The following is a 20557-nucleotide window of genomic DNA, read 5'->3' on the forward strand; positions in this document are numbered from 1 at the left end:
CCTCACCTCACAGACTTCGTTGCCGCCTACAATTTCGGCCGCCGGCTGAAGACCCTTAGGGGGCTCACACCCTACGAGTTCATCTGCAAATGCTGGACTTCAGAGCCAGAACGATTCAGGCTCGATCCAATCCATCAAATGCCGGGACTGAACACCTAAGGCCTCGGACACATAACCAGTAACCGAAGGTTGCGGCGACGGGGGCGCCAAGGCCGCCTAGGTGCTCGATAACCGGCACTCTCCCGTTTACTGTCCTACGCACGATCCGCGGCTCTGTTGGCCAACGCCTGGGGGGAAGTCGAACTTACTCGGTAAGCTCGCTGGTAGAATTTTGAGGAACGACAGGCGTGTCAGCGTCGGCCTGCGCCGGCTTGAAAATGGACAAGGGCTTGAGATCCCTCGATCGCAGACTGTTGGCTCGGCGGGTCTTGATCTGCCTGCTGCTATTGCTCCCGGTACGGTCGTGACCCTTGCTCCGGGCATGACCGCGACAATACCCACCGGTTTCGCCATCGCCTTACCCAAGGGCTACGAGGCCCAAATCCGGCCTCGTTCGGGACTCGCCGCCAAATTTGGCGTCACAGTTCTCAATTCACCGGGGACCGTGGACGCAGACTATCGAGGCGAGATCAAAGTCATTCTGATCAATCACGGAAAGGCACCATTTTTAATCCAGCGTGCCGACCGCATCGCTCAGATGGTAGTGGCGCCGGTCAGCGGCGTTGCGTTTGTCGAAAGGGCGACGCTCGATGAAACTGAGCGTGGCTACGGCGGCCATGGCTCAACCAGCCGCTAAACCTAGCGAAGACCACGCTTCAGCGCTGGGCGCTCGGGGGGCCGGAGATCGGTCGCCYGCGTTGCCACGGCTGAGCCCGGTCCATGAGGAACAAGCGCTCATCGTCCCAGTGCCTTGCGGGCGTCGTTGACCGCATCGAGACACTCGTCGAATTCGCCCTCCTGTTCTTCGCGCCGCGCGACGCGCAACGCCGTCTCCAGTTTGCGCAGGGTGGCCGCCGGCGGCTTCCTGGCGATCTCGGCCTGGATCATGACGATGCCGTTCGTGCATTCCGACCTGTCATCGGCCATTGCGGGATCGGCACCAGGGTCAGGACGGAGGTGAGAGCGAGCATGCGCATGGCTTGCCTCCGTCACTTCACGATGAAGGTGCCGGTCATCCCCTGAGCCTCCAGGCCCTGGATATACCAGGGGTACTCGCCCGGCCGGATCGCCACGAACTCGACATGGATCGTGCCCTGGTCGTCGAACTCGAGATGATGAGGCGCACCCTGCATGTGCACTTCGAGATGGTTGATGACGATCTGGTTGATCCAGCTGTTCCGGAAGAACTCCGGTGCGAAGAACTTGTACTCCTTGCCGCCCTTCGCCGTGACGGAGAGGCGGTAGGACTTGCCGGATTCCATCTCGATCTGCTTCTGGGAGACGACGTAGTCGCGGCCTTCGTCATTCCCGAGCACCAGTTCGGGCAGATTTGTCCGGCCCTTCACAAGGTCGGCGGCCGTCGCCTGGCTCAACCCGAGCAGGCCCGCCAGCAAGAACCACAGCAGATGCATGTCATCCTCCCCGTTCTTGTTGCTTTGGAATAACCTGGGATCAGTCGACCTTCGTTGGATCGTCGCTCGCGCCATCAGATATTCGATCGCGGGTCTCTCCGTCTTTGCCGGGAGCTGGCGTGATATTGCAGACCGGGCAAGGACTGGCCCGAAGCCTCTCCCTCTGTAATGATACCCAGCAATCGCCAAGGTCGACAGTAACACGGGCGCGGACGTGAAGAAGACAGAACCGCTGCCATCGTCGCTGAGGTGATCGCGATGCCGGAGGCTCGCGTCCGGAGCGTGAAGGCAGTCTTTGTCAGCACCATTCCGTTCTTAGCACAATCGAAGGAGCCGGACATGTCCTGGGTCGCATGCGGAGTGGAAGCAACGGCGTGTGCAACAGCGCGGGCAATGCAGTCTTTCGCGCCGTGCACTTGCGGGAAGCCGGCTGCCTGAGGCGCCCCGATGAAAGCCATYGTTCTTGGCGCGGCTGCGGGAGGTGGTTTTCCGCAATGGAATTGCCGGTGCCGGGTCTGCGCGCTGGCCTGGAGCAGGGATCCCCGCGCGCCCTGGCGGACGCAATCGAGCCTCGCGGTGACGCTCGATGACGAGAGCTGGATCGTTCTGAACGCGTCCCCCGATCTTGGCAGCCAGATCCGGACGACGCCGGCCCTGTGGCCGCGCGCCGAGCGCCAGTCGCCGATCGGCACGGTCATTCTCAGCAGCGCCGAGATCGACCATGTCGCCGGGCTGCTCACGCTGCGCGAGCGGCATCCGTTCGATCTGGTCGCGCTCGCACCGGTCCTTGAGGCGATCGAGGCCAACCCGATCTTCGCCGCCGTGCCGGCGCGTCGCATGATCGCGACGGCCGCGAACCCCATCGCGCTGGCTGGCGGACTGACGGCGGAGCTGTTTCCGGTCCCCGGCAAGGCACCGCTCTATCTCGAGGAGAGCGCATCCCGGCTCGAGTCCGAGGCTGGCGAAGCGGCGGGCATCCGGATCGGCGGCGCAGGGCGCTCGCTTGTCTATATCCCGGGCTGTGCCGCCTTGTCCGACAGCGTTCGTGACGCGGCCGAAAGCGCGGACGTGGTGTTCTTCGACGGCACCCTGTTCACGGATGACGAGATGATCCGCAGCGGCGTCGGCGAAAAGACCGGTCGGAGGATGGGGCATATGCCGATCACGGGCCCTGGCGGCTCGCTGTCCTGGCTCGCCAAGCTGCCTGCGGCGCAAAAGATCTATATCCATCTGAACAACACCAATTCGGCGCTGATCGAGGGGTCGCCGGAGCGTCTCGTGATCGAAGCCGCGGGTATCGCGGTGGCCTATGACGGCATGGAGGTGCGGCTGTGACTGCTTTGCTATCGCCCGAGGAACTGGAACAGCGCCTGCGCGAGGTCGGAGAGGCGCGCTATCACGACAAGCACCCCTTCCACACCAGACTGCATTCCGGACGGTGCACGAAGGGCGAGGTCCAGGCCTGGGCTCTCAACCGCTTCACCTACCAGGCCCATATCCCTGTGAAGGACGCGTTCCTGATCGCCCGGACCCACGACCCCGCGCTCCGCCGGGCCTGGCGCCAGCGTCTCGTCGACCATGATGGCGAGGGGGACGGTGAGGGCGGCATCGAACGCTGGCTCAGGCTCTGCGAAAGCCTGGGCCTGGCACGCGCCGATGTGCAGGCCCATCGCGGCGTGCTGCCGGCGACGCGCTTTGCGGTCGAGGCCTATGTCAATTTCGTGCGCGAGCGCCCGCTGCTCGAAGCCGTCGCGTCCTCCCTGACCGAGCTGTTTTCGCCAAAGGTCATCCGCCACCGCGTCGAAGGCATGCTGGCGCATTACGACTTCGTCAGCCCGGAGAGCCTGAGCTATTTCACCGCCCGCCCGGAACAGGCGCGGCGCGATGTCGAGACCGCGCTTGCCTATGTCACGGCCCATGCCCGCACGCCGGCCGAGCAGGAGGCGGTGATCGCGGCGCTCGAATTCAAATGCGACGTGCTCTGGGCCATGCTGGATGCGCTCCATCACGCCTATGTCGAGCCTGGCCATATTCCGCCCGGCGCCTTCGTGCCGGCGCGCTGATCATCGCGGTCCTGAGCGGCTGAGCCTGCAAAGCTGATTGCTGCGCCGGGCGCCAAGCCTTATCCTGCTGCCTGCGTGGCCTGCTCGACCTGCTATGATGTCAGGGAGATGCGATCGTGAGCGGAAAAGCTTTCGCCGTCTTGCTCTGCCAGGTCATGGCTCTGGTGCTGGCGATCGCGCCATGGCCGGCGCAGGCGCAGGAAACGCCGGTCGATATCCTGTTCGCGCGTCCTCATCTTTCCGGCGTGTCTTCGGGCACGGAGCTGACCTATCGGCTTGAGCGCTTGCCCTCCGACACGAAACGGCTGGGCGAGCCCTTCGGCGACGATATCAAGCTCGTGGTCAGATCCGTTGCAGCCAACGGCAGCCGCAATGTCGACCTGCGCCTGTTCACGGGCGAGCGGGCGCGCGAGCCTATGTCGATTACCGATCTGACCGGCAATCCGGTGCTCGTCATCTTCCTCGATCGGGCAGTGAGCAACATGGCGCAGCTCACCGGTGGAACGACGCCCTATTTCAAGGACCGGCTGCGCGCCGGCCTGCGCGACAAGGCAACAAGCGAGGCCACCAAGGTCGAATTCGAGGGCAAGACGCTGGATGCGACGCGGATCACCGTCAGGCCCTTTGTCGACGATACCAATATCGGGCGGATGCTCGGCTATGAGGACAGCCAGTTCGAGATTCTGGTGGCTGAGGCCGCGCCTGGCATGCTGCTCCAAATGACCTCAAGGTTCGTCAGCACATTGCCGGATGCGCCGAAACTCGAGGAGCGCATCGTCCTGAAATCGGCGAGCGCCCAGCCATGAGCACGGTCGGGACGGCAGGAGCGCGGCACCACGGGTTTCTGACGGCTCTGGCCGGGGGGCTGCTGGCGACGATCCTCGCTGCGGGCAATGGCGGCGCAGCTGAGACGCCGGTCAATGACTATCCGACGGTCGCACGCGCCGATTACATCTTCGGGTGCATGGCCGCGAACGGCCAGACCCGTACGGCGCTGGAGAAATGCTCGTGCTCGATCGACGTGATCGCGTCTGTGCTGCCCTATAGGGCCTATGAGGAAGCCGAGACGATCATGTCCGTGCGCCAGCGCGGCGGTCAGAACGCCTCGATGTTTATCTCCATGCCCTTGATGCGCGAGAAGGTCGCACGCCTGAAGCGGGCACAGATCGAAGGCGAATTGCGCTGCTTCTGATCTGGCGATGTCCCAGCTGCCGGGGCTTCGGACGACCGGTTCAGTAGACCACGACGCTTCGGATCGACTTGCCCTCATGCATCAGGTCGAAGCCGTGATTGATCTCGTCCAGGCTGAGCTTGTGGGTGATCAGGTCGTCGATATTGATCTTCCCCTCCATGTACCAGTCGACGATCTTCGGCACATCGGTGCGCCCGCGCGCGCCGCCGAAGGCGGTGCCTTTCCAGACCCGCCCGGTGACGAGCTGGAACGGCCGGGTCGCGATTTCCTTGCCGGCTTCGGCGACCCCGATGATGATCGATTCACCCCAGCCGCGATGGCAGCATTCCAGCGCCTGGCGCATCACGTTGGTATTGCCGGTCGCGTCGAAGGAGAAATCGGCGCCGCCGCCGGTCAGATCGACGATCGCCTGCACCACCTTGTCGTTGCCGATCTCGGCCGGATTGATGAACCCGGTCATGCCGAATTTCTCGGCCATGGCGCGCTTGCCCGGATTGATGTCGACACCGATGATCTTGTCGGCGCCGACCATGCGGGCGCCCTGGATGACGTTGAGGCCGATACCGCCGAGCCCGAAGACCACGACATTGGCGCCGGGCCAGACCTTGGCGGTGTAGATCACCGCGCCGATCCCCGTCGTCACGCCGCAGCCGATATAGCAGATCTTGTCGAAGGGCGCGTCGTCGCGGACCTTAGCCACGGCGATCTCCGGCAACACCGTGAAATTCGCGAAGGTCGAGCAGCCCATATAGTGGAAGACCTCGCCGCCGTTGCAGGAGAAGCGCGAGGTGCCGTCCGGCATCACGCCCTGGCCTTGCGTCGCGCGGATCGCGGTGCAGAGATTGGTGCGGCGTGACAGGCAGCTTTTGCAATTCCGACATTCCGGCGTGTAGAGCGGAATGACGTGGTCGCCGACCTTGAGCGTGGTCACGCCGGCGCCGACCTCGCGGACGATGCCGGCGCCCTCATGGCCGAGGATCGCCGGGAACTTGCCCTCCGAATCCATGCCCGACAGCGTGTAGGCGTCGGTGTGGCAGATGCCGGTCGCCATCACCTCGACCAGGACCTCGCCCGCCTTCGGTCCGCCGATCTCGACCGTTTCGATGGTCAGCGGCTTCCGCGCCTCCCAGGCGACGGCTGCGCGTGTCTTCATGACCCGGGCCCTCCCAAGCAATCCCGATCAGGATTTCAGAACCCCCGACGCCTTTGCGATATGGGTGGAGATGAAATCCATCAGGGGCGGGGAGAGGCAATCATAGGGCTCGAGGCGAATTTCGCGCAGGCGTGCGCGTACCGCGCCCTGATTGGCCGGATCGGCCCCCGACTCGATGATCGAGGAAACGAAGGCGGCAAATTCCGGGGGCGACCAGCCGGTTTCCGGCGACAATTCGGTATGAACGAAATCAAGCCCGTAGAACGGATGGGCAGCCTTCTCGATGCGCCCGTACATATGGACGCCGCAGCCCTTGCAGGCGTGGCGCTGGATCGTGGCGGACTCATCGACGATCGCGAGCTTGTCGCCATTCTCGATCACGGTCACCTTGTTGCGCGGCGCCACCGCGACCATCGCAAACAACGCGCCCTTGGGCTTCCAGCATTTCGTGCAGCCGCAGGCGTGATTATGGGCCGATTGCGAGTCGACGCGGACCTTTACCGGGCGGTCCGTGCATTTGCAGACGAGCGTTCCGCCCTTGAAATCGGCGGAAGCCGGCGGGAGGCCGCGATCGATCGAGGGATGGATGGCAACGGTCTGGGTCATGATTTCGTCCTCCCTGTCGCCGGTATGATCACGCGTCTGGAACCACCTCGATCCCGCGCATGGAAATCCGGTGCTCGTCTACATGCGTCTGATGGCGCATGTCCGGCGTGCAATGTGGTATTTTTCTCTTCGCGACGCTTGCCCTAAAGGGAAGCATCCCTTGTCTGCCCGCGAAGACACGCCCCGGCCGGACGCGCCGAAGGCCATTCCTTGTGAGGGGGCGGCGATGTAGAGTGGCACGGTCGAAGCGGAATGCGCGACAATGACCCACGCGATCATATCCTTGAGCACCGCCACGACAGCGGCTCCGCTGCGGTCCGAGCACTGGGCTCAGGCGCTGGGCACGCTATGCGGGCCGCTTCGCGTCGATGCCTTCGGGGCCGGCACGATCGACGGGCATATCGATTATGCGACGATCCGGCGGCTGCGGCTCTGCCAGATCGAGGTCAGCCAACACCGGATCGCGCACCCCGCTTCATGCACTGAGCTGGGCGGTCGCCCGATAAAGGTGCTGTTTCAGACCGATGGCACCTCGCTGTTCGAGCAGGATGGCCGCCATTGCGTCATCACGCCCGGCGACTGTCTGATCTACGACGTGTCCAGGCCCCATGTGATCACGAGCGCGGCCCTGACGAAGCATCATGTCGTCATCATACCCCGGCAATTGCTGGAGCAACGTGGCGTGTCGCTCGATCCGCTCCTGGCGCAACAGGTTTCGGCTCGCGAAGGCGCGGGCCGCCTGGCCCATGATTTCGTCCTGTCCGCCTTTAACGAGGCCCCGGCACTGGCGGCGGGCTGCGAAGTCCAGGTCGCCGACACCTTGCTCGATCTCGTGCTGATGCCCTTCCTTTCGCAAACGTCCTTCAGGACCTCGGGGCGCGCGGCTCTTTCATCCCGGATCAAGGCCTTCATTCGCGAGAACCTGAGCGATCCGGACCTGGGCATCGAGCAGCTCTCGTCGGCCTTGGATTGCACGAAGCGCTATCTCCACATGTCCTTTGCCGATGAAGGCACGACGATCACCAGCTACATCTGGCAAGAGCGTCTGGAGAAATGCCTGGAAGAGCTCGAGTTCGGTTCGCGAACGGGCAAGACCCTGACCGATATCGCCTTTTCCTGGGGCTTCAGCAGCTCCTCGCATTTCACCCATCTGTTCAAGAAGCGCTACGGCATGCCGCCTTCGGCCATCCAAAGGCAGGCCGGTGATCCTGCGGGCTTCGGCCACGCCCCGCCAGTCGAACGGGGCAGCCTTGCGAGCGGTCCCCGAGGCTGATCACAAGCATGATCCGCTCTTGGCGGTTCAGGCAGATGCTCCAGCGCGGCAGCCTCCCCTATGCGCTGCCCGTTGGTCTTCGCATTTCCCGTCAAAGACCTGTAGGATGAGCCTCTCCGATGGCGGCTGGCGCGCGGTCTGCCTCGTCGTCGGACGGGCTGGGCCACGCAAAAGTGGGGGAGCAGTCGATGCTTGCGATCGTCATTTCGGTTTGCCTCGTCACGGACCCCTCGATTTGCCGGAATGAGCGGATTCCGCTGGCGATCACTGTCTCGCCGAACCAGTGCGCGAAGAGCGCGGCGCCCTATGTCGCGCAATGGAATGGCGAACATCCCGACTGGCGCGTCGTCCGCTGGCGCTGCGCCGGCGCGGATGAGAAGGACATTTGACGCGAGGGGCGCCTGGAGACGGTTGCGTCAAACGCCCTGATAGGTCCGGTAGATGAAATCGCTGCGCTCGGAGGCGGCTTCGGCTTCCGCCAGCGCAACGACCTCGCGATGCAGCGGCGACAATGAGCAGGCAGGGTCGGTCGCGGCCGCGTCGCCGGCCAGCGCCATGGCCTGGCAACGGCAGCCACCGAAATCCAGCTCCTTGCGCGCACAGCTGCGGCAGGGCTCCTGCATCCAGTCCGTGCCGCGGAAGGCATTGAACGCCCTGCCGCGATACCAGATCTCCGACAGGCTGGCGTCGCGGACATTGTCGAAGACCAGCCCCGCTATCGTCTCGGCCGCATGACAGGGCAGGGCGCGCCCTGTCGGCGTGATGTTCATCAACCGCGTGCCCCAGCCGCCCATGCAGGCTTTCGGGTAGCGGGCATAGTAATCGGGCAGCACGCAATCGATGACGAGGCGCCCGGCCGTGCGGCTTCTTGCCTCCTCGACATCCACCATCGCAGCTTCGACCTGCTTGCGCGTCGGCATCAACCTGGCGCGGTTGACCAGGCCCCAGCCGTAATACTGCACATGCGCGATCTCGATGCGCGCAGCACCCCATTCTTCCGCAAGCTCTACGAAGGCCGGAATCTGCTGCACGTTGTCCCGATGCACGACGGCATTGACGGTGAGCCGCAATCCGAGCCGGGCGATGGCGGCAGCGACTTCATGCTTGCGCTGCCACGCGCCCGTGTAACCGGCAACGCGATCGCAGGTTTCGGCATCGATCGCCTGAATGGAAAGCTGGATATGGTCGAGGCCCGCCTCAGTGACCGCGTCCAGCACGGCCGGCTGAAAGCCGACGCCGGAGGTGATCATGTTGGTATAGAGCCCGGCTTGATGCGCATATGCGACCAGTTCGGCGATGTCGCGCCGCAGCATCGGCTCGCCGCCCGAGAAATAGATATGCAGCACGCCGAGCGCGGCAGCCTCATCGATCAGCCGCTTCCACTCGGAGGTCGCGAGTTCGCCCGAGCGCCTGTCGAGCTCGAGCGGGTTGGAGCAATAGGGGCAACGCAGGGAACAGCGATGCGTCAACTCCGCCAGCAAACCCATCGGCGGCTGCAATTCGGGCCGAGCAGGCTGGGTCTGTGGAAGCGTCTCGACATCGCTCACAGGTCGACCATCCTTTGATCGGCAAGGCCGCGCAGGAACGTCATGACGTCGGCGGCGATCTCGTCCCGGTCCGCGTCGAAGGTCGTCGCCAGATCCTGGACGATGGTTTCGACGCAACTCACCCCATCGATGCGCTGCAGGATCTCGAGCGCCATCTCATCGGGCTCGAACACGCGCTCGGGACCGAGAAGGAACCATTGCCGGCGGCTATCATCAAAGCGCAGGCGCACGCCACGGGGCAGTACCGGGACGATGCTCGCGACGTCAGCGGTCGTAATGCCAGCAGTCATGGGCCAGCGCCTCGTTCAGGTTCGTCTAGCGTATCGGTGCCAGGGGCTCGATGGCGGGATCGACGCCAGACCTGCCGCGACCACGCCGCCACGGCTGGGGGGCACCTCAACCCGTCGCCTCCACTGTCGAGCGCGCGCCGGACCGCCCATCGTGTGACAGCAAGCGCAGGGCACAGCACGCGCGGCTATGAGCCCGCCATCCGCGATGCTCACAAATAGACGCCGCTTGCGACCGCACCCGACGGCTTCCCGCCTGACACGTGAACGGACACCAACAATCCCATCGTGGCAGCCATCCCCGACGGCGGAACCGGGCGCCAGCGCCCGCAACCGCTCCCGGGTCGACGGCCTGTTACTCAGAACGGACGCTTCAGAACTGTGCCGGAGCGTAAGACGTCACTTCGCAGCCGACTGTCACTTCGATGATTGCGGGTTTTTTCCACTTGCGCATGATCGGTTTCTCCAGATCGTCGCCAGCCTTCTCAAGAGTAGGCGCCGGGAGCCTACACCCGCCGGCAGCCTGTTGCAAACAGAGCCCGCCGTCTGTCCGGAAACTCACTGGCGAGGGCCGATCAGGGCTGTTCATGCGCGGCAAGGCGCGAGGGCGGGCGGCCCGGAGCGGCGGGCCATGCGCTGATCTCGGTGATGAATTTTTGCCGGAAGGCCCGCCCGAAATCCTCAAATCCCTGCGCCGGGAGCACGAAGGCGCCGGGGCCGCCGACGACGTTCTCGCCATACCAGCGCGCGAGCGTCTCAGCCTCGCTCCCTTCCAGGATCGGCAGCCCGTTGATGGTCAGGCCGATCGCGACCAGTTCATCGCGAACCTGCATCGGGGCGGCCTCGGGGTTGCAGTTTTCTTGTCCGTCCCCCGACACATCCAGGAGGACGCGCGTCGCCCGCATCGGGATTTGCGGCGTGATCTTGTCGGCGACGAAGCGCATCATCTGCGCCACGCAGGTGAATTCGCCGCCTTGCCGGGCGAGCCGGCGCAGTTTGCCTGCCAGCGCCCGCGCATCGGCGGCGCTGGCGACCCTGACCCACGGAATCGAGAAGCTAGGCTTGTCGGCCCAGAGGATGACGCTGATCGCGATCGCCTGGCGCGGCCCGCCGAGAATGGCCGCCTGCACGGAGGGGGCATCGAGCGCGTCCGCGATGCCGTCGATCTGCAGCCGATAGCGCCGCGCATCGACGGAATTCGACACGTCGATTGCCAGGATGAGGGCGGTATCGACGCTTCCCCGCGATTCAGCGCTGCCGTCCCGGGCGCCGGGCTGCATCACCAGCGCGGCCGCGAGGGCGATAAGCAAAGGGCGAACAGATCGATCGAGCAACAGCACCGGCATGTGCTCCGCAACGCGTTCGACTGAGCTACCTTACCGCCTTGTCGAGATTATGCGCCAGGGCGAGGCCCCGGGCGCTCTCCAGGCCCTTCACCCCGGTCAGGATCGCACCGTCGAAATCGACGCCGGTCAGATCGGCTTCGCTCAGATCCGCGGCGGTGAGGTCGGCCTTGGACAGATCGACATTGACCAGCATCGCCCCGGTCAGATCGGCATGCCGCAATTTGGCAAAGCGCAGCACGATGCCTGTCAGGTCGGTATGGCGCAGGATCGCGCCTGTCAGGTCGCAGCCGAAGAGCTCGGTGCGTAGCGTGGTCATCAGCGTTCCCCGCATATCCGCATAGTTGAAGACGGCTGCGGTCAGGTCGGCTCCGCGCATATCGGCGCCGCTCAGGTGGGCGACAATGACGGCGCGTGCAAGATTGGCGTTCCGGAAGCGAGGCGCTTCGCTTGCATCATAGGACAGGCTCGAAACGGCGCTGGGCAGCAGCAGGGTCGCGTCGGAGAGGTCGGCGCCGCTGAAATCGGTGCCGATGATCACCGCCCGGTCGAGCCGGGCACCGTGCAGATCGGTTCCAGAAAGATCGGCACGAACCAGATCGGCGCCAAAGAGATCGCTGCCGGCGAGCCGCGCCCGCCGGAAATCGAGGCCGCTCAGATCGAGGCCGCGCAAATCCTGTCCGCCGAGATCGGCACGCGCGCCGGGCGCGAGCTGGAACAATCGCTGCGTAACCTCGCGAACGGTCAGCTTGGCTTCGGCGACCGCCGGCATGGGCGTGCAGAACAGGCAGAGCGCGACAAGCGCGGCTGTCCTGCGGGCGCGTCTGGCTGGGTTATAGGGCTGCGTGATCAGCTTTCCTTTCCGCTCTTGACCGGCCAGCTGCCGTGCAGCACGCGGCCGTCCGTATCCTTCGCGACCGCGGTGAGCACATCATCAGGACCTGTCGACCGGAAGGTGAAGCGGATATTGGGGTCCGCGCTTAGCGAGATGCCGCCCTCCATGCGGAAGACGAGCGCATCGCCGCGCTTTACCTCGACATCCGTGATGAATTTCGCCGGGATGTAGTAGCCGGTCAGCTGGTTCATCTGCATCCCGGAATAATTCGGGTGCCGGATCATCAATTGCGCCTCGCGGGAGGTCGAGGCCGGGAGGCTTGCCTCGAATTGCCGCAGCTGCATCTTGCCGAGTTCGGCCTCGGCGAGCTCGGCATCCTTCGGTGCCGGCGCCGAGCAGCCGCCGGATGCCTTCACATATTTGGTGGTCATGTGCAGCGCCCCGGTGCTGGTTTCGACCACGGCGCGCACATTCGAATAGGCGTCGATCCGTACGCGCGTCGACAGCATGATCTCGCCCGAGCCCTCGCCAAAGAAGAAGGTGGCGGCAACCGGCGCCGGGTTCTTGTCGATCAGCAAGGTCAGTGTGAGCGGGGCCGATGCCTTGTCGCGGTCGATTTTCACGGTCAGCGGAACCAGGGCCGCGTCTTCGGCGCGCACGGGCGCTTCCAGCGTCACCAGCCCGTCCTCCTCGCTGATCGGCCGGTTCTGGAACACGTCCTGGTGGAGGCCGGGCCAGGGATCGTCCTCGGCCCGCGCCAGCGTAACCGGCAGGCCCGTGACCATGGCGCCGACAAGATAAAGGACGCTGCGGCGTGCGATGAGCTCAGTCATGGCATCCTCCGGTTCAGGCTGGCGGCGCTGCGATCACTCCCATTCAAGCTCGGCAAACGCGGCCGTGACATTGCGGGCGTTGAACTCGTCGAACAGGAGCCAGCTCTCCTTCTCGGAGAGCCCGGCGGTCGCGGCGGCCTCGGCAATCGATCGTCCCTCTTTTATCATGCGCCGCACATCCGCGGAAATTCTTTGCAGGTACTGCTTCTGCGGTTGCACGGCCTCGGGCCAGGCCGCCGCCGGTGGCCCATGGCCGGGCACGACACGCTTTGCCGCGACCTGTTCGAGGCGGCTGATCAGCGCCAGCCAGCCGCGGATCGATCCGTCGAGGGCCGGGACATGCCGCATGAAGAGCAGGTCGCCGAGAAAGAGTGTTCCCGAGGCCGTATCCCGAACGGTCAGGTCGTTGTCGGTATGCGCCGTCGGTTGCGCTTCGAGGATGAGCTCGCGTTCGCCGAGATCGATGACCGACTGGTCCTCGACGGCACGCGTCGGCGCGATCAGGCGGGTGCCGGCAAAGGCGTCCGGACCGAGCAGTTGCGCGTTGAGGGCAAGGTAGCGCTTGGCCCGCGCGGCCAAGGCACGCGCCAGTTTGTGATGGGCGATGAATTCCGGCCGGTCATCGGCAAAGGCGGCGTTCCCGAACAGATGGTCGGGATGCATATGCGTGTTGATCACGTAGCGAATGGGCTTGTCGGTCACCGTCCGGATCGCGGCGCGCAGCGCCTGCCCGATGGCCAGGCTGCCGCCGGTGTCGATCACGGCGACGGCATCGCGACCGATCACGAAGGACAGGTTGGCGATGTCGCCCCGATTTGACGGCGCAAAGAGCGCATAAGCGCCCTGATGCACGAAAACGCCAGGCGCGATCTCGGTGACGCTCAAGGGCAGGGCTGCCGGGGTTGTCTGGGCCGCCGCCGGGGAAACGGGTCCGCCTTCACGGCCAGGCAGTGCCAGTGCGAGACAGAGCATCGCTCCCAGCACAGCCCGGATGCGCCGGCCCCGTCTTGCACATGGCCGCCGATTGAGGGCGCGCAGCGAAGATCGCAGATCCGGGCGCGATGGCAGGGCAGCGGCGGCCATCCGCTCTCTTAGCATGCGGAAGAAGGCAGTGCCATTTCGCGCTTAGGTCGTGCCGTGTCTCAAGTTGATCTGTCTCCTCCCTGAATTGTGCGATGCAGCATTCATTGCGATTGCATTTGCGTAGGTCAGTAATCGTGACGTGTTGGCGCGTGTCCAGATCGTGTTTGGGCGTAATTTTGTAGGATTGGAGGGGATGGAATCTTGCTGCGATCTTGTCCGTCATCGAAAAAGGGCTTACACATGCACCGGTAGAAATCGGCTTCTATGACTGACGCCCGGTTGGCGTTGATGCAGTCGTAGCCTGAACGCATGCCGAAACGCCTGGACGCTTCGGGTGTTCAGCCGTGACCACGCTATGGAGCGCTATCGCAGCAGACAAAAAACGCCAGGAGGAACGTCATGCGCAAGCTTATACAATCGACAGCTTTGTTGACGACCGTGGCCTTTCCAGCGCTCGCGCTGGCTAATTCTGATGTGATCAAGCAGACATCTGATCCAAACCAATGGGCCATCCAGACTGGCGACTACGCGAATACGCGTTATTCCAAGCTCGACCAGATCAATCGAGACAACGTCAAGAATCTGAAGGTGGCGTGGACCTTCTCGACCGGCGTGCTGCGCGGCCATGAAGGCGCGCCCCTGGTCATCGGCAGCACGATGTATGTCCACACGCCGTTTCCAAACATCGTCTATGCGCTCGATCTGGATCAGGACGGCAAGATCCTCTGGAAATACGAGCCCAAGCAGGACCCGTCGGTCATTCCGGTGATGTGCTGCGATACGGTCTATCGCGGTGTCGCCTATGCGGACGGCATGATCTTCCTGCATCAGGCCGACACCACGGTGGTGGCGCTCGATGCCAAGACCGGCAAGGAAATCTGGAAGGTCGTCAACGGCGATCCGAAGAAGGGCGAGACCAATACGGCCACTGTCCTGCCGGTGAAGGACAAGGTCATCGTCGGCATTTCCGGAGCGGAATTCGGCGTGCGGGGACATGTCACCGCCTACGACATGAAGACAGGCAAGCAGCTCTGGCGGGCCTATTCGACCGGCCCCGACAGCGAGATGATGATCGATCCTGAGAAAACCACGTCGCTCGGCAAGCCGGTCGGCAAGGATTCCTCGCTGAAGACCTGGACGGGCGATCAGTGGAAGATCGGCGGCGGCTCGAGCTGGGGCTGGTATTCCTATGATCCGGAAACCAACCTGTTCTTCTACGGCACCGCCAATCCCTCGACCTGGAACCCGGTGCAGCGCGCCGGCGCCGACGGCAAGCCGATCGACCAGAAATGGACCATGTCGATCTTTGCCCGTGATGCCGACACCGGCGTCGCGAAATGGGCCTACCAGATGACGCCATTCGATGAGTGGGACTATGACGGCGTCAACGAGATGATCCTCGCCGATATCCCGGTTGGCGGCCAGCCCCGTAAGGCGCTCGTTCATTTCGACCGCAACGGGCTTGGCTACACGCTCGATCGTGTCACCGGTGAATTGCTCGTCGCCCAGAAATTCGACCCGAAGGTCAACTGGACGACCGGGGTCGTGATGGACAAGAACAGCCCGCAATATGGCCGTCCGCAGGTCGTGTCGGCCATGTCGACATTCCAGACCGGCCAGGACAAGAACACGAAGGGCGTCTGCCCGGCGGCGCTGGGCTCCAAGGACCAGCAACCGGCCGCCTATTCGCCGCGGACGGGTCTGTTCTACGTGCCGACGAACCATGTCTGCATGGATTACGAGCCGTTCCGCGTGTCCTATACGGCCGGCCAACCCTATGTCGGCGCAACCCTCTCGATGTATCCGGCACCCGGCAGCCATGGCGGCATGGGCAATTTCGTCGCCTGGGATGCAGGCCAGGGCAAGATCGTCTGGTCGGTTCCGGAGCAGTTCTCGGTCTGGTCGGGTGCGCTCGCGACCGCAGGCGGGGTGGTCTTCTACGGCACGCTGGAAGGTTACCTGAAGGCGGTTGACGAGAAGGACGGCAAGGAACTGTTCAAGTTCAAGACGCCGTCGGGCATCATCGGCAACGTCATGACCTATACCCACAAGGGCAAGCAGCAGGTCGCGGTCTTGTCCGGCATCGGTGGCTGGGCCGGGATCGGTCTCGCTGCCGGTTTGACCAATCCGACCGACGGTCTCGGCGCAGTCGGCGGCTATGCCGCGCTGCGCGACTACACCGCGCTCGGTGGTGTGTTAACGGTCTTCACGCTGCCATGATCGGCGCGTGACGGATGGCCGGCGCGGCTGAACAGGTTGCGCCGGCCTTTTTGATGCCCGCCCCGGCTGTCACGGCCGACAATCGACGATGCAGCGGCTACCGGAGAGGCTGAAAGTGAAACATTTCGGCATCGGCTTCGCACTTGCAGGTTTCGCTCTTTTGGCCGTGTTGTTGCCGGCGACCGGCGGGTCGTCGCAGGACAAGCCGGCAAAGACCGAACAGGATGGAAAATGGACGCTGGAGGACGGCACGCCGACCTACAACATCACGGCTGACGGCAAGGTCGACTGGTATACCTACTCCGGCTTCCGGCGGTACCATTCGGAATGCCATGTCTGTCACGGGCCGGAGGGGGAAGGGTCGAGCTATGCCCCGGCCCTGGTCGGGTCCCTGAAAACCATGAAATATACTGACTTCACGGAAGTGGTGGCTGGCGGGCGCACGATCACGCGCCCCGACAAGACGAGCGTCATGCCGGCGCTCGGCGATAACGCCAATGTCATGTGCTATCTCGACGACATCTACGTTTATCTCAAGGCGCGCGCCGATGGTGTGCTGCCGCGGGGCACGCGTCCGGAACGCGCCGTCGAAAAGCCGGAGACGGCCGTCCAAAATGAAAAGACCTGCATGGGCTCCTAGAGCGAGGCCCGGACGGCTGCGCAGCAGCTGCGTGTCCGGCCCTGCCACCACCCGGCCACCAGTGCGGGCATGGCGGCCCGCTGATGTCTTTCGCTGGCTGATCTGCTGCGCGATCCTCCTCTTCGCCGCGGGGGGCGCCAGCCACGCCGCCGAGACCGGCCGTGCCGATCTGGTCAATCACGAAGTCCTCCGCGTCTGCAGCGACCCGGCCAATTTGCCCTTCTCGAACGAGGCGGGGCAGGGCTTTGAGAACAAGATCGCCGAACTCGTCGCGGATGATTTGAAGCTTCCGCTCGAATACACTTGGTTTCCGCAGGCGACGGGATTTGTGCGCCAGACGCTGTTCGCAAAGCGCTGCGACCTGATCATCGGTTACGCGCAGGGCGACGATCTCGTCCTCAACAGCAACCATTATTACCGCTCGAGCTATGTCCTGGTTCATCGGCCGGGGCAGAGGCTCGACGGCGTCGTTACGCTTGCCGACGAGCGGTTGAAGGACAAGCGCATCGGCATCGTCGCCGGCACACCGCCCGGGAACATCATGGCGATGCTCGGCCTGATGCAGAAGGCAAGGCCCTATCCGCTGACGGTCGACCGGCGCTTCGACTCTCCCGCGGAGCGCATGATCGCCGATATCCGTTCCGGAGAGATCGATGCCGGAATCCTGTGGGGGCCGATCGGCGGCTATTTCGCCAGCCGCGGCGGCGAAAAGCTGACCGTGACGCCGCTGCTGAGGGAAACGATGGGGCCGCGCATGGCCTATCGGATCACCTTCGGCGTGCGTCATCAGGAGGATGACTGGAAACGCAAGTTGAACGAGATCATCGCCAGGAGGCAGGGCGATATCGATGCGATCCTGCTGGATTTCGGCGTGCCGCTGCTGGACGAGGACACGGTGCCGATCACAGCGCCGCGGCGCTGACCATGTGGCGCGGCACTGCCCTGTTGGCACTCTGGCTGGCGGCGGGGTCAGCGGCCGGCGGCCTGGCGTGGGCCGTCCCGGACGAACCCGCAGGCTATCGTACCGAGAATTATCGCGCGCCGGTTCCAGCGATGCTCCAGGGCGCCCGCGTCATCGACACACGGGCAGCAGAGCTGCTGTGGCGCGGGAAATCAGCCGTCTTCATCGATGTCCTGCCACGCCCCGTGAAACCCGACAACCTGCCGGCGAACATGGTCTGGCGCGAGGCGCCGCATCGCAGCATTCCGGGCGCGGTCTGGCTGGCCAATACCGGCTATGGCGTCATCCCCGAACCGTTGCTGCAGGCCTTCCAGGCGCAGCTCGCGACGCTCACCGGCGGCGACAAGGCGAAAACGCTGGTCTTCTTCTGCCTGAAGGATTGCTGGATGTCCTGGAACGCAGCCAAGCGCGCCGTCTCTTGGGGGTACAGCAATGTCATCTGGTTTCCCGACGGCAGCGATGGCTGGGGCGAGGCGCTGCTTCCGCTCGTCGAGATTGCGCCGGGGCTATGAGACCCGCGCCGGACCGAAGCGCCCGGCACCGAAGTGCCGTGGCCGCGGCGAGGCGGCGTCAATCCTTCATCAGCGCCCGGATTTCGCGGGCGAGATCGAAGGCGCGCTGCTCGATCTGCACGGGTATCTCGCAGGCGAGGGGCAGAGATTCCTGCCTCTCGGCGAAGAACCGCGTATCCCACTTGTACCTGTCCTCCGCCACGGTGAGCTCCGCCTTGGCCTTCTCGTCCAGCGCCGCCTTGGCGCGCAGCGCACCCAGCGCCGCTCCCTGCTCCTGGATCCGCTCGGCGAGCTGCCTTTGCCGATGCTGAAACCGGCCGATCCCTGCGAGCACGATGGCGCGGTCGTCATTGATGGTCTTCAACACGCCGGCGAACAGCATTTTCAGCTTCTCGTCCCGGCTTGAGTCCGGCTGGGCCTTGGCCCATTGCGCCAGGCTCTCGCTTGCTTGCTCCATCGGGTTGGCGCGGCTGACGAGTGCCTTGATCAGGCGCTCCATCTCCGCGTCGTCCTGCCAGCCGGTGAGCGCCTCGACATCGGGGCCATCCCACATCTGCGCCGCAGTGAGCGTCGCGACCCTGCGCTGCACGCAGGGCCATTCCGGTTCGTCCGGGCGCGCCGGCAAGGCTGCGAACATGCCCGCGAACAGGGCCGCGCCGCAGGCGATCCTGAGCCTCGTGCGGATCAGGCGTTGGCTCGGGACAAGACCTCTCGGGAACGTCATGCCGTGCCTCCGGGAGCACCACGCCGACCCAGCAAACCCTTCGATGGATTATAGGCGTAAATGGCGGCAGCGAGAAAGACGGCGGTAAAACCCAGCACCGCCGCAAGCGAGACAGGATCAATCTGCGCGTAGAGGGCGAAGCGGATCAGTTCGACCGCATGGGTGAAGGGATTGAAGCGGCAGATCTCATAGAGCAGCGGGCTCGATTCCCGGATGCGCCACAGCGGATAGAGCGCGGACGAGGCAAAGAACATCGGGAAGATCACGAAGTTCATGACCCCGGCGAAGTTCTCCAACTGCTTGATGATCGACGACATGAACAGGGCGAGCGCGCCCAGCATCAGGCTCGCCAGGAACAAGGCCGGCAGCACCGTGAGGTAGCCGAGCAAGGGCGGCTCGATTTCCCAGAAATAGGCGATCAGCAGAAAGACATAGACCTGCAGCAGCGCCACCGCGCCGCCGCCGATCAGCTTCGATGTCAGCAGGAACCAGCGCGGAAACGGGCTGACGAGCAAGGTTCGCATCGTGCCGGTTTCGCGGTCATAGACCATCGAGAGCGAGGACTGCATGGCATTGAAGAGCAGGATCATGCCGATCAGGCCCGGCGTCACGAAGACCTCGTAGAGGACATAGGTTTCATAGGGCGGGATGATCGAGACGCCGAGAACCTGGCGAAAGCCGGCGGCGAAGATGAAGAGCCAGACGAGCGGCCGCACCAACGCGGAGAGGAAGCGTTCGCGCTGATGGATGAAGCGCAGCATCTCGCGCCAGACGATGCCGTTGAAGCAGGCGAGATAACCAGAGAAGCCCGAGCGCTCCGGCGCGTCCGCCAGTGTCGGTGGCGCATGATCCAGCGGGATGGTCTTCATGCCGCCACCGTGCCGGCAGGATTGGCAGCCGCAGAGCCCGTCATCGTCGTGAATGCCTCGCGTATCGTTGCCGTGCCCGTCATGGCGAGCAGGTTGTCGTGATCGCCGGCAAACAGAACCCGGCCCTTGTGCAGGATGACGATGCGATCGCTCGGCGCGACCTCGTCGATCAGATGAGTCGCCCACAGGACGCCGAGCCCCTGGCTGGCGACGAGATCGCGCACCAGGGCGATGATGCCCTCGCGCGCTCCGATATCGAGGCCGACGGTGGCTTCATCGAGCAGAAGGCAACGCGGCTCGTGCAGCAGGGCACGCGCGATCTCGACCCTGCGCGCCTGGCCGCCCGACAGCGCACGCACCTTGTCGCGTGCCTTGTCGGAGAGCCCGATGATGTCGAGCAGTTCCATGGCGCGCGCCCGCGCCGCGGCGAGACCGAAACCATGCAGCGCCGCATGATAGGCGAGGTTTTGCAGCAGGCTCAGGTCGGCATCGAGCGAGCGGCTCTGGAACACCACGCCGATCTGCCGCAGCGCTGCCGACGGGGCGCGACGCACATCATTGCCGAAGACCCGGATCTCGCCGCTGACATTGTCATAGAGCCGCGTGATCAGCGCAAACAGCGTCGATTTACCCGCGCCGTTGAGGCCGAGCAGAACGGTGAACGAACCGGCCGGAACCTCCAGCGACACATCGACGAGGGCACGCCGCTCGCCGAAGGCATGGCTGACCCCGGCGACCGAGAGCGCCATGCCGACCCGCCGATCGTCGAATGCTGCGTTCACGTGACGATGATCCGCGCCGCGTTAGCCAAAGATGGAGCAACGATGCAAGCCTTCATGCTCTCC

The 20557-nt window shown here is 64.3% G+C and carries 25 protein-coding genes and 1 pseudogene; 12 read left to right on the forward strand and 14 right to left on the reverse strand.

All coding sequences use genetic code 11. From position 1 onward, the window contains the following. Both AC1DGP_RS30775 and dut read left to right on the forward strand, forming a co-directional pair. A pseudogene (locus AC1DGP_RS30775) lies at positions 1–159 on the forward strand (IS481 family transposase); the annotation flags it as partial. Between the two features lie 172 nt (positions 160–331). After that, positions 332–796: a dUTP diphosphatase gene (gene dut / locus AC1DGP_RS30780; RefSeq protein ID WP_476770893.1), complete on the forward strand. Its 465-nt coding sequence runs from the start codon at positions 332–334 to the stop codon at positions 794–796. Positions 797–894: 98 nt separating this feature from the next. Here the strand turns inward: dut and AC1DGP_RS30785 are convergent, their stop codons facing one another. Both AC1DGP_RS30785 and AC1DGP_RS30790 read right to left on the reverse strand, forming a co-directional pair. Then, a complete protein-coding gene (locus AC1DGP_RS30785; RefSeq protein ID WP_441508403.1) occupies positions 895–1086 on the reverse strand; it encodes a hypothetical protein in 192 nt (63 codons plus the stop codon). 62 nt (positions 1087–1148) lie between these two features. After that, positions 1149–1571 (reverse strand): cupredoxin domain-containing protein, encoded by a 423-nt coding sequence (locus AC1DGP_RS30790; protein WP_441508404.1) that lies wholly within the window; start codon positions 1569–1571, stop codon positions 1149–1151. A gap of 447 nt (positions 1572–2018) precedes the next feature. Here AC1DGP_RS30790 and pqqB point away from each other — a divergent pair, with 447 nt between their 5' ends. The 4 genes from pqqB to AC1DGP_RS30810 all read left to right on the forward strand — a co-directional run bounded on the left by pqqB (position 2019) and on the right by AC1DGP_RS30810 (position 4826). Further along, a complete protein-coding gene (pqqB, locus tag AC1DGP_RS30795; RefSeq protein ID WP_441508405.1) occupies positions 2019–2906 on the forward strand; it encodes a pyrroloquinoline quinone biosynthesis protein PqqB in 888 nt (295 codons plus the stop codon). Next, complete coding sequence (pqqC, locus tag AC1DGP_RS30800; RefSeq protein WP_441508406.1) at positions 2903–3634, forward strand: pyrroloquinoline-quinone synthase PqqC; 732 nt, start codon at positions 2903–2905, stop codon at positions 3632–3634. Before pqqB ends, pqqC begins: the two co-directional genes overlap by 4 nt. 116 nt (positions 3635–3750) lie before the next feature. Next, a complete protein-coding gene (locus AC1DGP_RS30805; protein WP_441508407.1) occupies positions 3751–4440 on the forward strand; it encodes a hypothetical protein in 690 nt (229 codons plus the stop codon). Next, a complete protein-coding gene (locus AC1DGP_RS30810; RefSeq protein ID WP_441508408.1) occupies positions 4437–4826 on the forward strand; it encodes a hypothetical protein in 390 nt (129 codons plus the stop codon). The genes AC1DGP_RS30805 and AC1DGP_RS30810 overlap by 4 nt, the downstream gene beginning before the upstream one ends. Positions 4827–4866: 40 nt before the next feature. Here AC1DGP_RS30810 and AC1DGP_RS30815 read toward each other — a convergent pair whose 3' ends face one another. Continuing rightward, positions 4867–5979 carry an S-(hydroxymethyl)glutathione dehydrogenase/class III alcohol dehydrogenase gene (locus AC1DGP_RS30815; RefSeq protein ID WP_441493154.1) on the reverse strand — a complete coding sequence of 371 codons (1113 nt, stop codon included), beginning with the start codon at positions 5977–5979 and terminating at the stop codon, positions 4867–4869. A gap of 27 nt (positions 5980–6006) precedes the next feature. Next, on the reverse strand, positions 6007–6585 hold the full coding sequence (gene gfa / locus AC1DGP_RS30820; protein ID WP_441493153.1) for an S-(hydroxymethyl)glutathione synthase: 579 nt from the start codon (positions 6583–6585) through the stop codon (positions 6007–6009). A gap of 262 nt (positions 6586–6847) precedes the next feature. Between gfa and AC1DGP_RS30825 the strand changes: the two genes are divergently transcribed. Next, positions 6848–7858 carry an AraC-like ligand-binding domain-containing protein gene (locus tag AC1DGP_RS30825; RefSeq protein WP_441508409.1) on the forward strand — a complete coding sequence of 337 codons (1011 nt, stop codon included), beginning with the start codon at positions 6848–6850 and terminating at the stop codon, positions 7856–7858. Positions 7859–8046: 188 nt separating this feature from the next. Next, the gene (locus AC1DGP_RS30830; RefSeq protein WP_441493151.1) at positions 8047–8247 is read left to right on the forward strand and encodes a hypothetical protein; all 201 of its coding nucleotides are present in this window, start codon (positions 8047–8049) and stop codon (positions 8245–8247) included. 27 nt (positions 8248–8274) lie between these two features. Here the strand turns inward: AC1DGP_RS30830 and pqqE are convergent, their stop codons facing one another. From pqqE to AC1DGP_RS30865, 7 genes are all read right to left on the reverse strand, one after another. Next, complete coding sequence (gene pqqE, locus AC1DGP_RS30835; protein ID WP_441508433.1) at positions 8275–9345, reverse strand: pyrroloquinoline quinone biosynthesis protein PqqE; 1071 nt, start codon at positions 9343–9345, stop codon at positions 8275–8277. 56 nt (positions 9346–9401) lie between these two features. After that, positions 9402–9695: a pyrroloquinoline quinone biosynthesis peptide chaperone PqqD gene (gene pqqD, locus AC1DGP_RS30840; protein ID WP_441493150.1), complete on the reverse strand. Its 294-nt coding sequence runs from the start codon at positions 9693–9695 to the stop codon at positions 9402–9404. Between the two features lie 370 nt (positions 9696–10065). Next, a complete protein-coding gene (pqqA, locus tag AC1DGP_RS30845; RefSeq protein ID WP_441508410.1) occupies positions 10066–10281 on the reverse strand; it encodes a pyrroloquinoline quinone precursor peptide PqqA in 216 nt (71 codons plus the stop codon). Further along, on the reverse strand, positions 10268–11002 hold the full coding sequence (locus AC1DGP_RS30850; protein WP_441508411.1) for a DUF1194 domain-containing protein: 735 nt from the start codon (positions 11000–11002) through the stop codon (positions 10268–10270). The genes pqqA and AC1DGP_RS30850 overlap by 14 nt, the downstream gene beginning before the upstream one ends. Positions 11003–11063: 61 nt before the next feature. After that, entirely contained in the window at positions 11064–11807 is a 744-nt protein-coding gene (locus tag AC1DGP_RS30855; RefSeq protein WP_441508412.1) for a pentapeptide repeat-containing protein, read from the reverse strand. 77 nt (positions 11808–11884) lie between these two features. Then, entirely contained in the window at positions 11885–12703 is an 819-nt protein-coding gene (locus tag AC1DGP_RS30860) for a quinoprotein dehydrogenase-associated SoxYZ-like carrier (RefSeq protein ID WP_441493147.1), read from the reverse strand. 33 nt (positions 12704–12736) lie between these two features. Continuing rightward, complete coding sequence (locus AC1DGP_RS30865; RefSeq protein ID WP_441508413.1) at positions 12737–13675, reverse strand: quinoprotein relay system zinc metallohydrolase 2; 939 nt, start codon at positions 13673–13675, stop codon at positions 12737–12739. A gap of 510 nt (positions 13676–14185) precedes the next feature. Between AC1DGP_RS30865 and AC1DGP_RS30870 the strand changes: the two genes are divergently transcribed. The 4 genes from AC1DGP_RS30870 to AC1DGP_RS30885 all read left to right on the forward strand — a co-directional run bounded on the left by AC1DGP_RS30870 (position 14186) and on the right by AC1DGP_RS30885 (position 18119). Then, positions 14186–16006, forward strand: a complete 1821-nt coding sequence (locus tag AC1DGP_RS30870; protein WP_441508414.1) for a methanol/ethanol family PQQ-dependent dehydrogenase — start codon at positions 14186–14188, stop codon at positions 16004–16006. Positions 16007–16121: 115 nt separating this feature from the next. Beyond that, entirely contained in the window at positions 16122–16646 is a 525-nt protein-coding gene (locus AC1DGP_RS30875; protein WP_441493144.1) for a c-type cytochrome, methanol metabolism-related, read from the forward strand. A 112-nt stretch (positions 16647–16758) separates the two neighbouring features. Continuing rightward, positions 16759–17568, forward strand: a complete 810-nt coding sequence (locus tag AC1DGP_RS30880) for a substrate-binding domain-containing protein (protein WP_441508434.1) — start codon at positions 16759–16761, stop codon at positions 17566–17568. 2 nt (positions 17569–17570) lie between these two features. Continuing rightward, positions 17571–18119: a PQQ-dependent catabolism-associated CXXCW motif protein gene (locus AC1DGP_RS30885; RefSeq protein ID WP_441508415.1), complete on the forward strand. Its 549-nt coding sequence runs from the start codon at positions 17571–17573 to the stop codon at positions 18117–18119. Positions 18120–18177: 58 nt separating this feature from the next. Here AC1DGP_RS30885 and AC1DGP_RS30890 read toward each other — a convergent pair whose 3' ends face one another. The 3 genes from AC1DGP_RS30890 to AC1DGP_RS30900 are packed head-to-tail and all read right to left on the reverse strand — an operon-like array spanning position 18178 to position 20461. After that, the gene (locus AC1DGP_RS30890; protein ID WP_441508416.1) at positions 18178–18843 is read right to left on the reverse strand and encodes a hypothetical protein; all 666 of its coding nucleotides are present in this window, start codon (positions 18841–18843) and stop codon (positions 18178–18180) included. Beyond that, the gene (locus AC1DGP_RS30895; protein ID WP_441508417.1) at positions 18840–19712 is read right to left on the reverse strand and encodes an ABC transporter permease; all 873 of its coding nucleotides are present in this window, start codon (positions 19710–19712) and stop codon (positions 18840–18842) included. The genes AC1DGP_RS30890 and AC1DGP_RS30895 overlap by 4 nt, the downstream gene beginning before the upstream one ends. Next, positions 19709–20461, reverse strand: coding sequence for an ABC transporter ATP-binding protein (locus AC1DGP_RS30900; RefSeq protein ID WP_441508435.1), 753 nt, complete (start codon positions 20459–20461; stop codon positions 19709–19711). The genes AC1DGP_RS30895 and AC1DGP_RS30900 overlap by 4 nt, the downstream gene beginning before the upstream one ends. Between the last annotated feature and the right edge of the window lie 96 nt (positions 20462–20557).

The organism is Allobosea sp. 05T433, assembly GCF_056396065.1.

Bases quoted from the DNA above. Each gene is read 5' to 3' on its own strand.
- AC1DGP_RS30890 (WP_441508416.1), bottom strand. From the start codon at position 18,843: ATGACGTTCCCGAGAGGTCTTGTCCCGAGCCAACGCCTGATCCGCACG.
- gfa (WP_441493153.1), bottom strand. From the start codon at position 6,585: ATGACCCAGACCGTTGCCATCCATCCCTCGATCGATCGCGGCCTCCCG.
- pqqA (WP_441508410.1), bottom strand. From the start codon at position 10,281: ATGAACAGCCCTGATCGGCCCTCGCCAGTGAGTTTCCGGACAGACGGC.
- AC1DGP_RS30830 (WP_441493151.1), top strand. From the start codon at position 8,047: ATGCTTGCGATCGTCATTTCGGTTTGCCTCGTCACGGACCCCTCGATT.
- AC1DGP_RS30855 (WP_441508412.1), bottom strand. From the start codon at position 11,807: ATGCCGGCGGTCGCCGAAGCCAAGCTGACCGTTCGCGAGGTTACGCAG.
- AC1DGP_RS30815 (WP_441493154.1), bottom strand. From the start codon at position 5,979: ATGAAGACACGCGCAGCCGTCGCCTGGGAGGCGCGGAAGCCGCTGACC.
- AC1DGP_RS30865 (WP_441508413.1), bottom strand. From the start codon at position 13,675: ATGCTCTGTCTCGCACTGGCACTGCCTGGCCGTGAAGGCGGACCCGTT.
- AC1DGP_RS30895 (WP_441508417.1), bottom strand. From the start codon at position 19,712: ATGAAGACCATCCCGCTGGATCATGCGCCACCGACACTGGCGGACGCG.
- AC1DGP_RS30825 (WP_441508409.1), top strand. From the start codon at position 6,848: ATGACCCACGCGATCATATCCTTGAGCACCGCCACGACAGCGGCTCCG.
- AC1DGP_RS30790 (WP_441508404.1), bottom strand. From the start codon at position 1,571: ATGCATCTGCTGTGGTTCTTGCTGGCGGGCCTGCTCGGGTTGAGCCAG.
- AC1DGP_RS30785 (WP_441508403.1), bottom strand. From the start codon at position 1,086: ATGGCCGATGACAGGTCGGAATGCACGAACGGCATCGTCATGATCCAG.
- AC1DGP_RS30870 (WP_441508414.1), top strand. From the start codon at position 14,186: ATGCGCAAGCTTATACAATCGACAGCTTTGTTGACGACCGTGGCCTTT.
- AC1DGP_RS30885 (WP_441508415.1), top strand. From the start codon at position 17,571: ATGTGGCGCGGCACTGCCCTGTTGGCACTCTGGCTGGCGGCGGGGTCA.
- AC1DGP_RS30810 (WP_441508408.1), top strand. From the start codon at position 4,437: ATGAGCACGGTCGGGACGGCAGGAGCGCGGCACCACGGGTTTCTGACG.
- AC1DGP_RS30900 (WP_441508435.1), bottom strand. From the start codon at position 20,461: ATGGCGCTCTCGGTCGCCGGGGTCAGCCATGCCTTCGGCGAGCGGCGT.
- AC1DGP_RS30860 (WP_441493147.1), bottom strand. From the start codon at position 12,703: ATGACTGAGCTCATCGCACGCCGCAGCGTCCTTTATCTTGTCGGCGCC.
- pqqD (WP_441493150.1), bottom strand. From the start codon at position 9,695: ATGACTGCTGGCATTACGACCGCTGACGTCGCGAGCATCGTCCCGGTA.
- pqqE (WP_441508433.1), bottom strand. From the start codon at position 9,345: ATGGGTTTGCTGGCGGAGTTGACGCATCGCTGTTCCCTGCGTTGCCCC.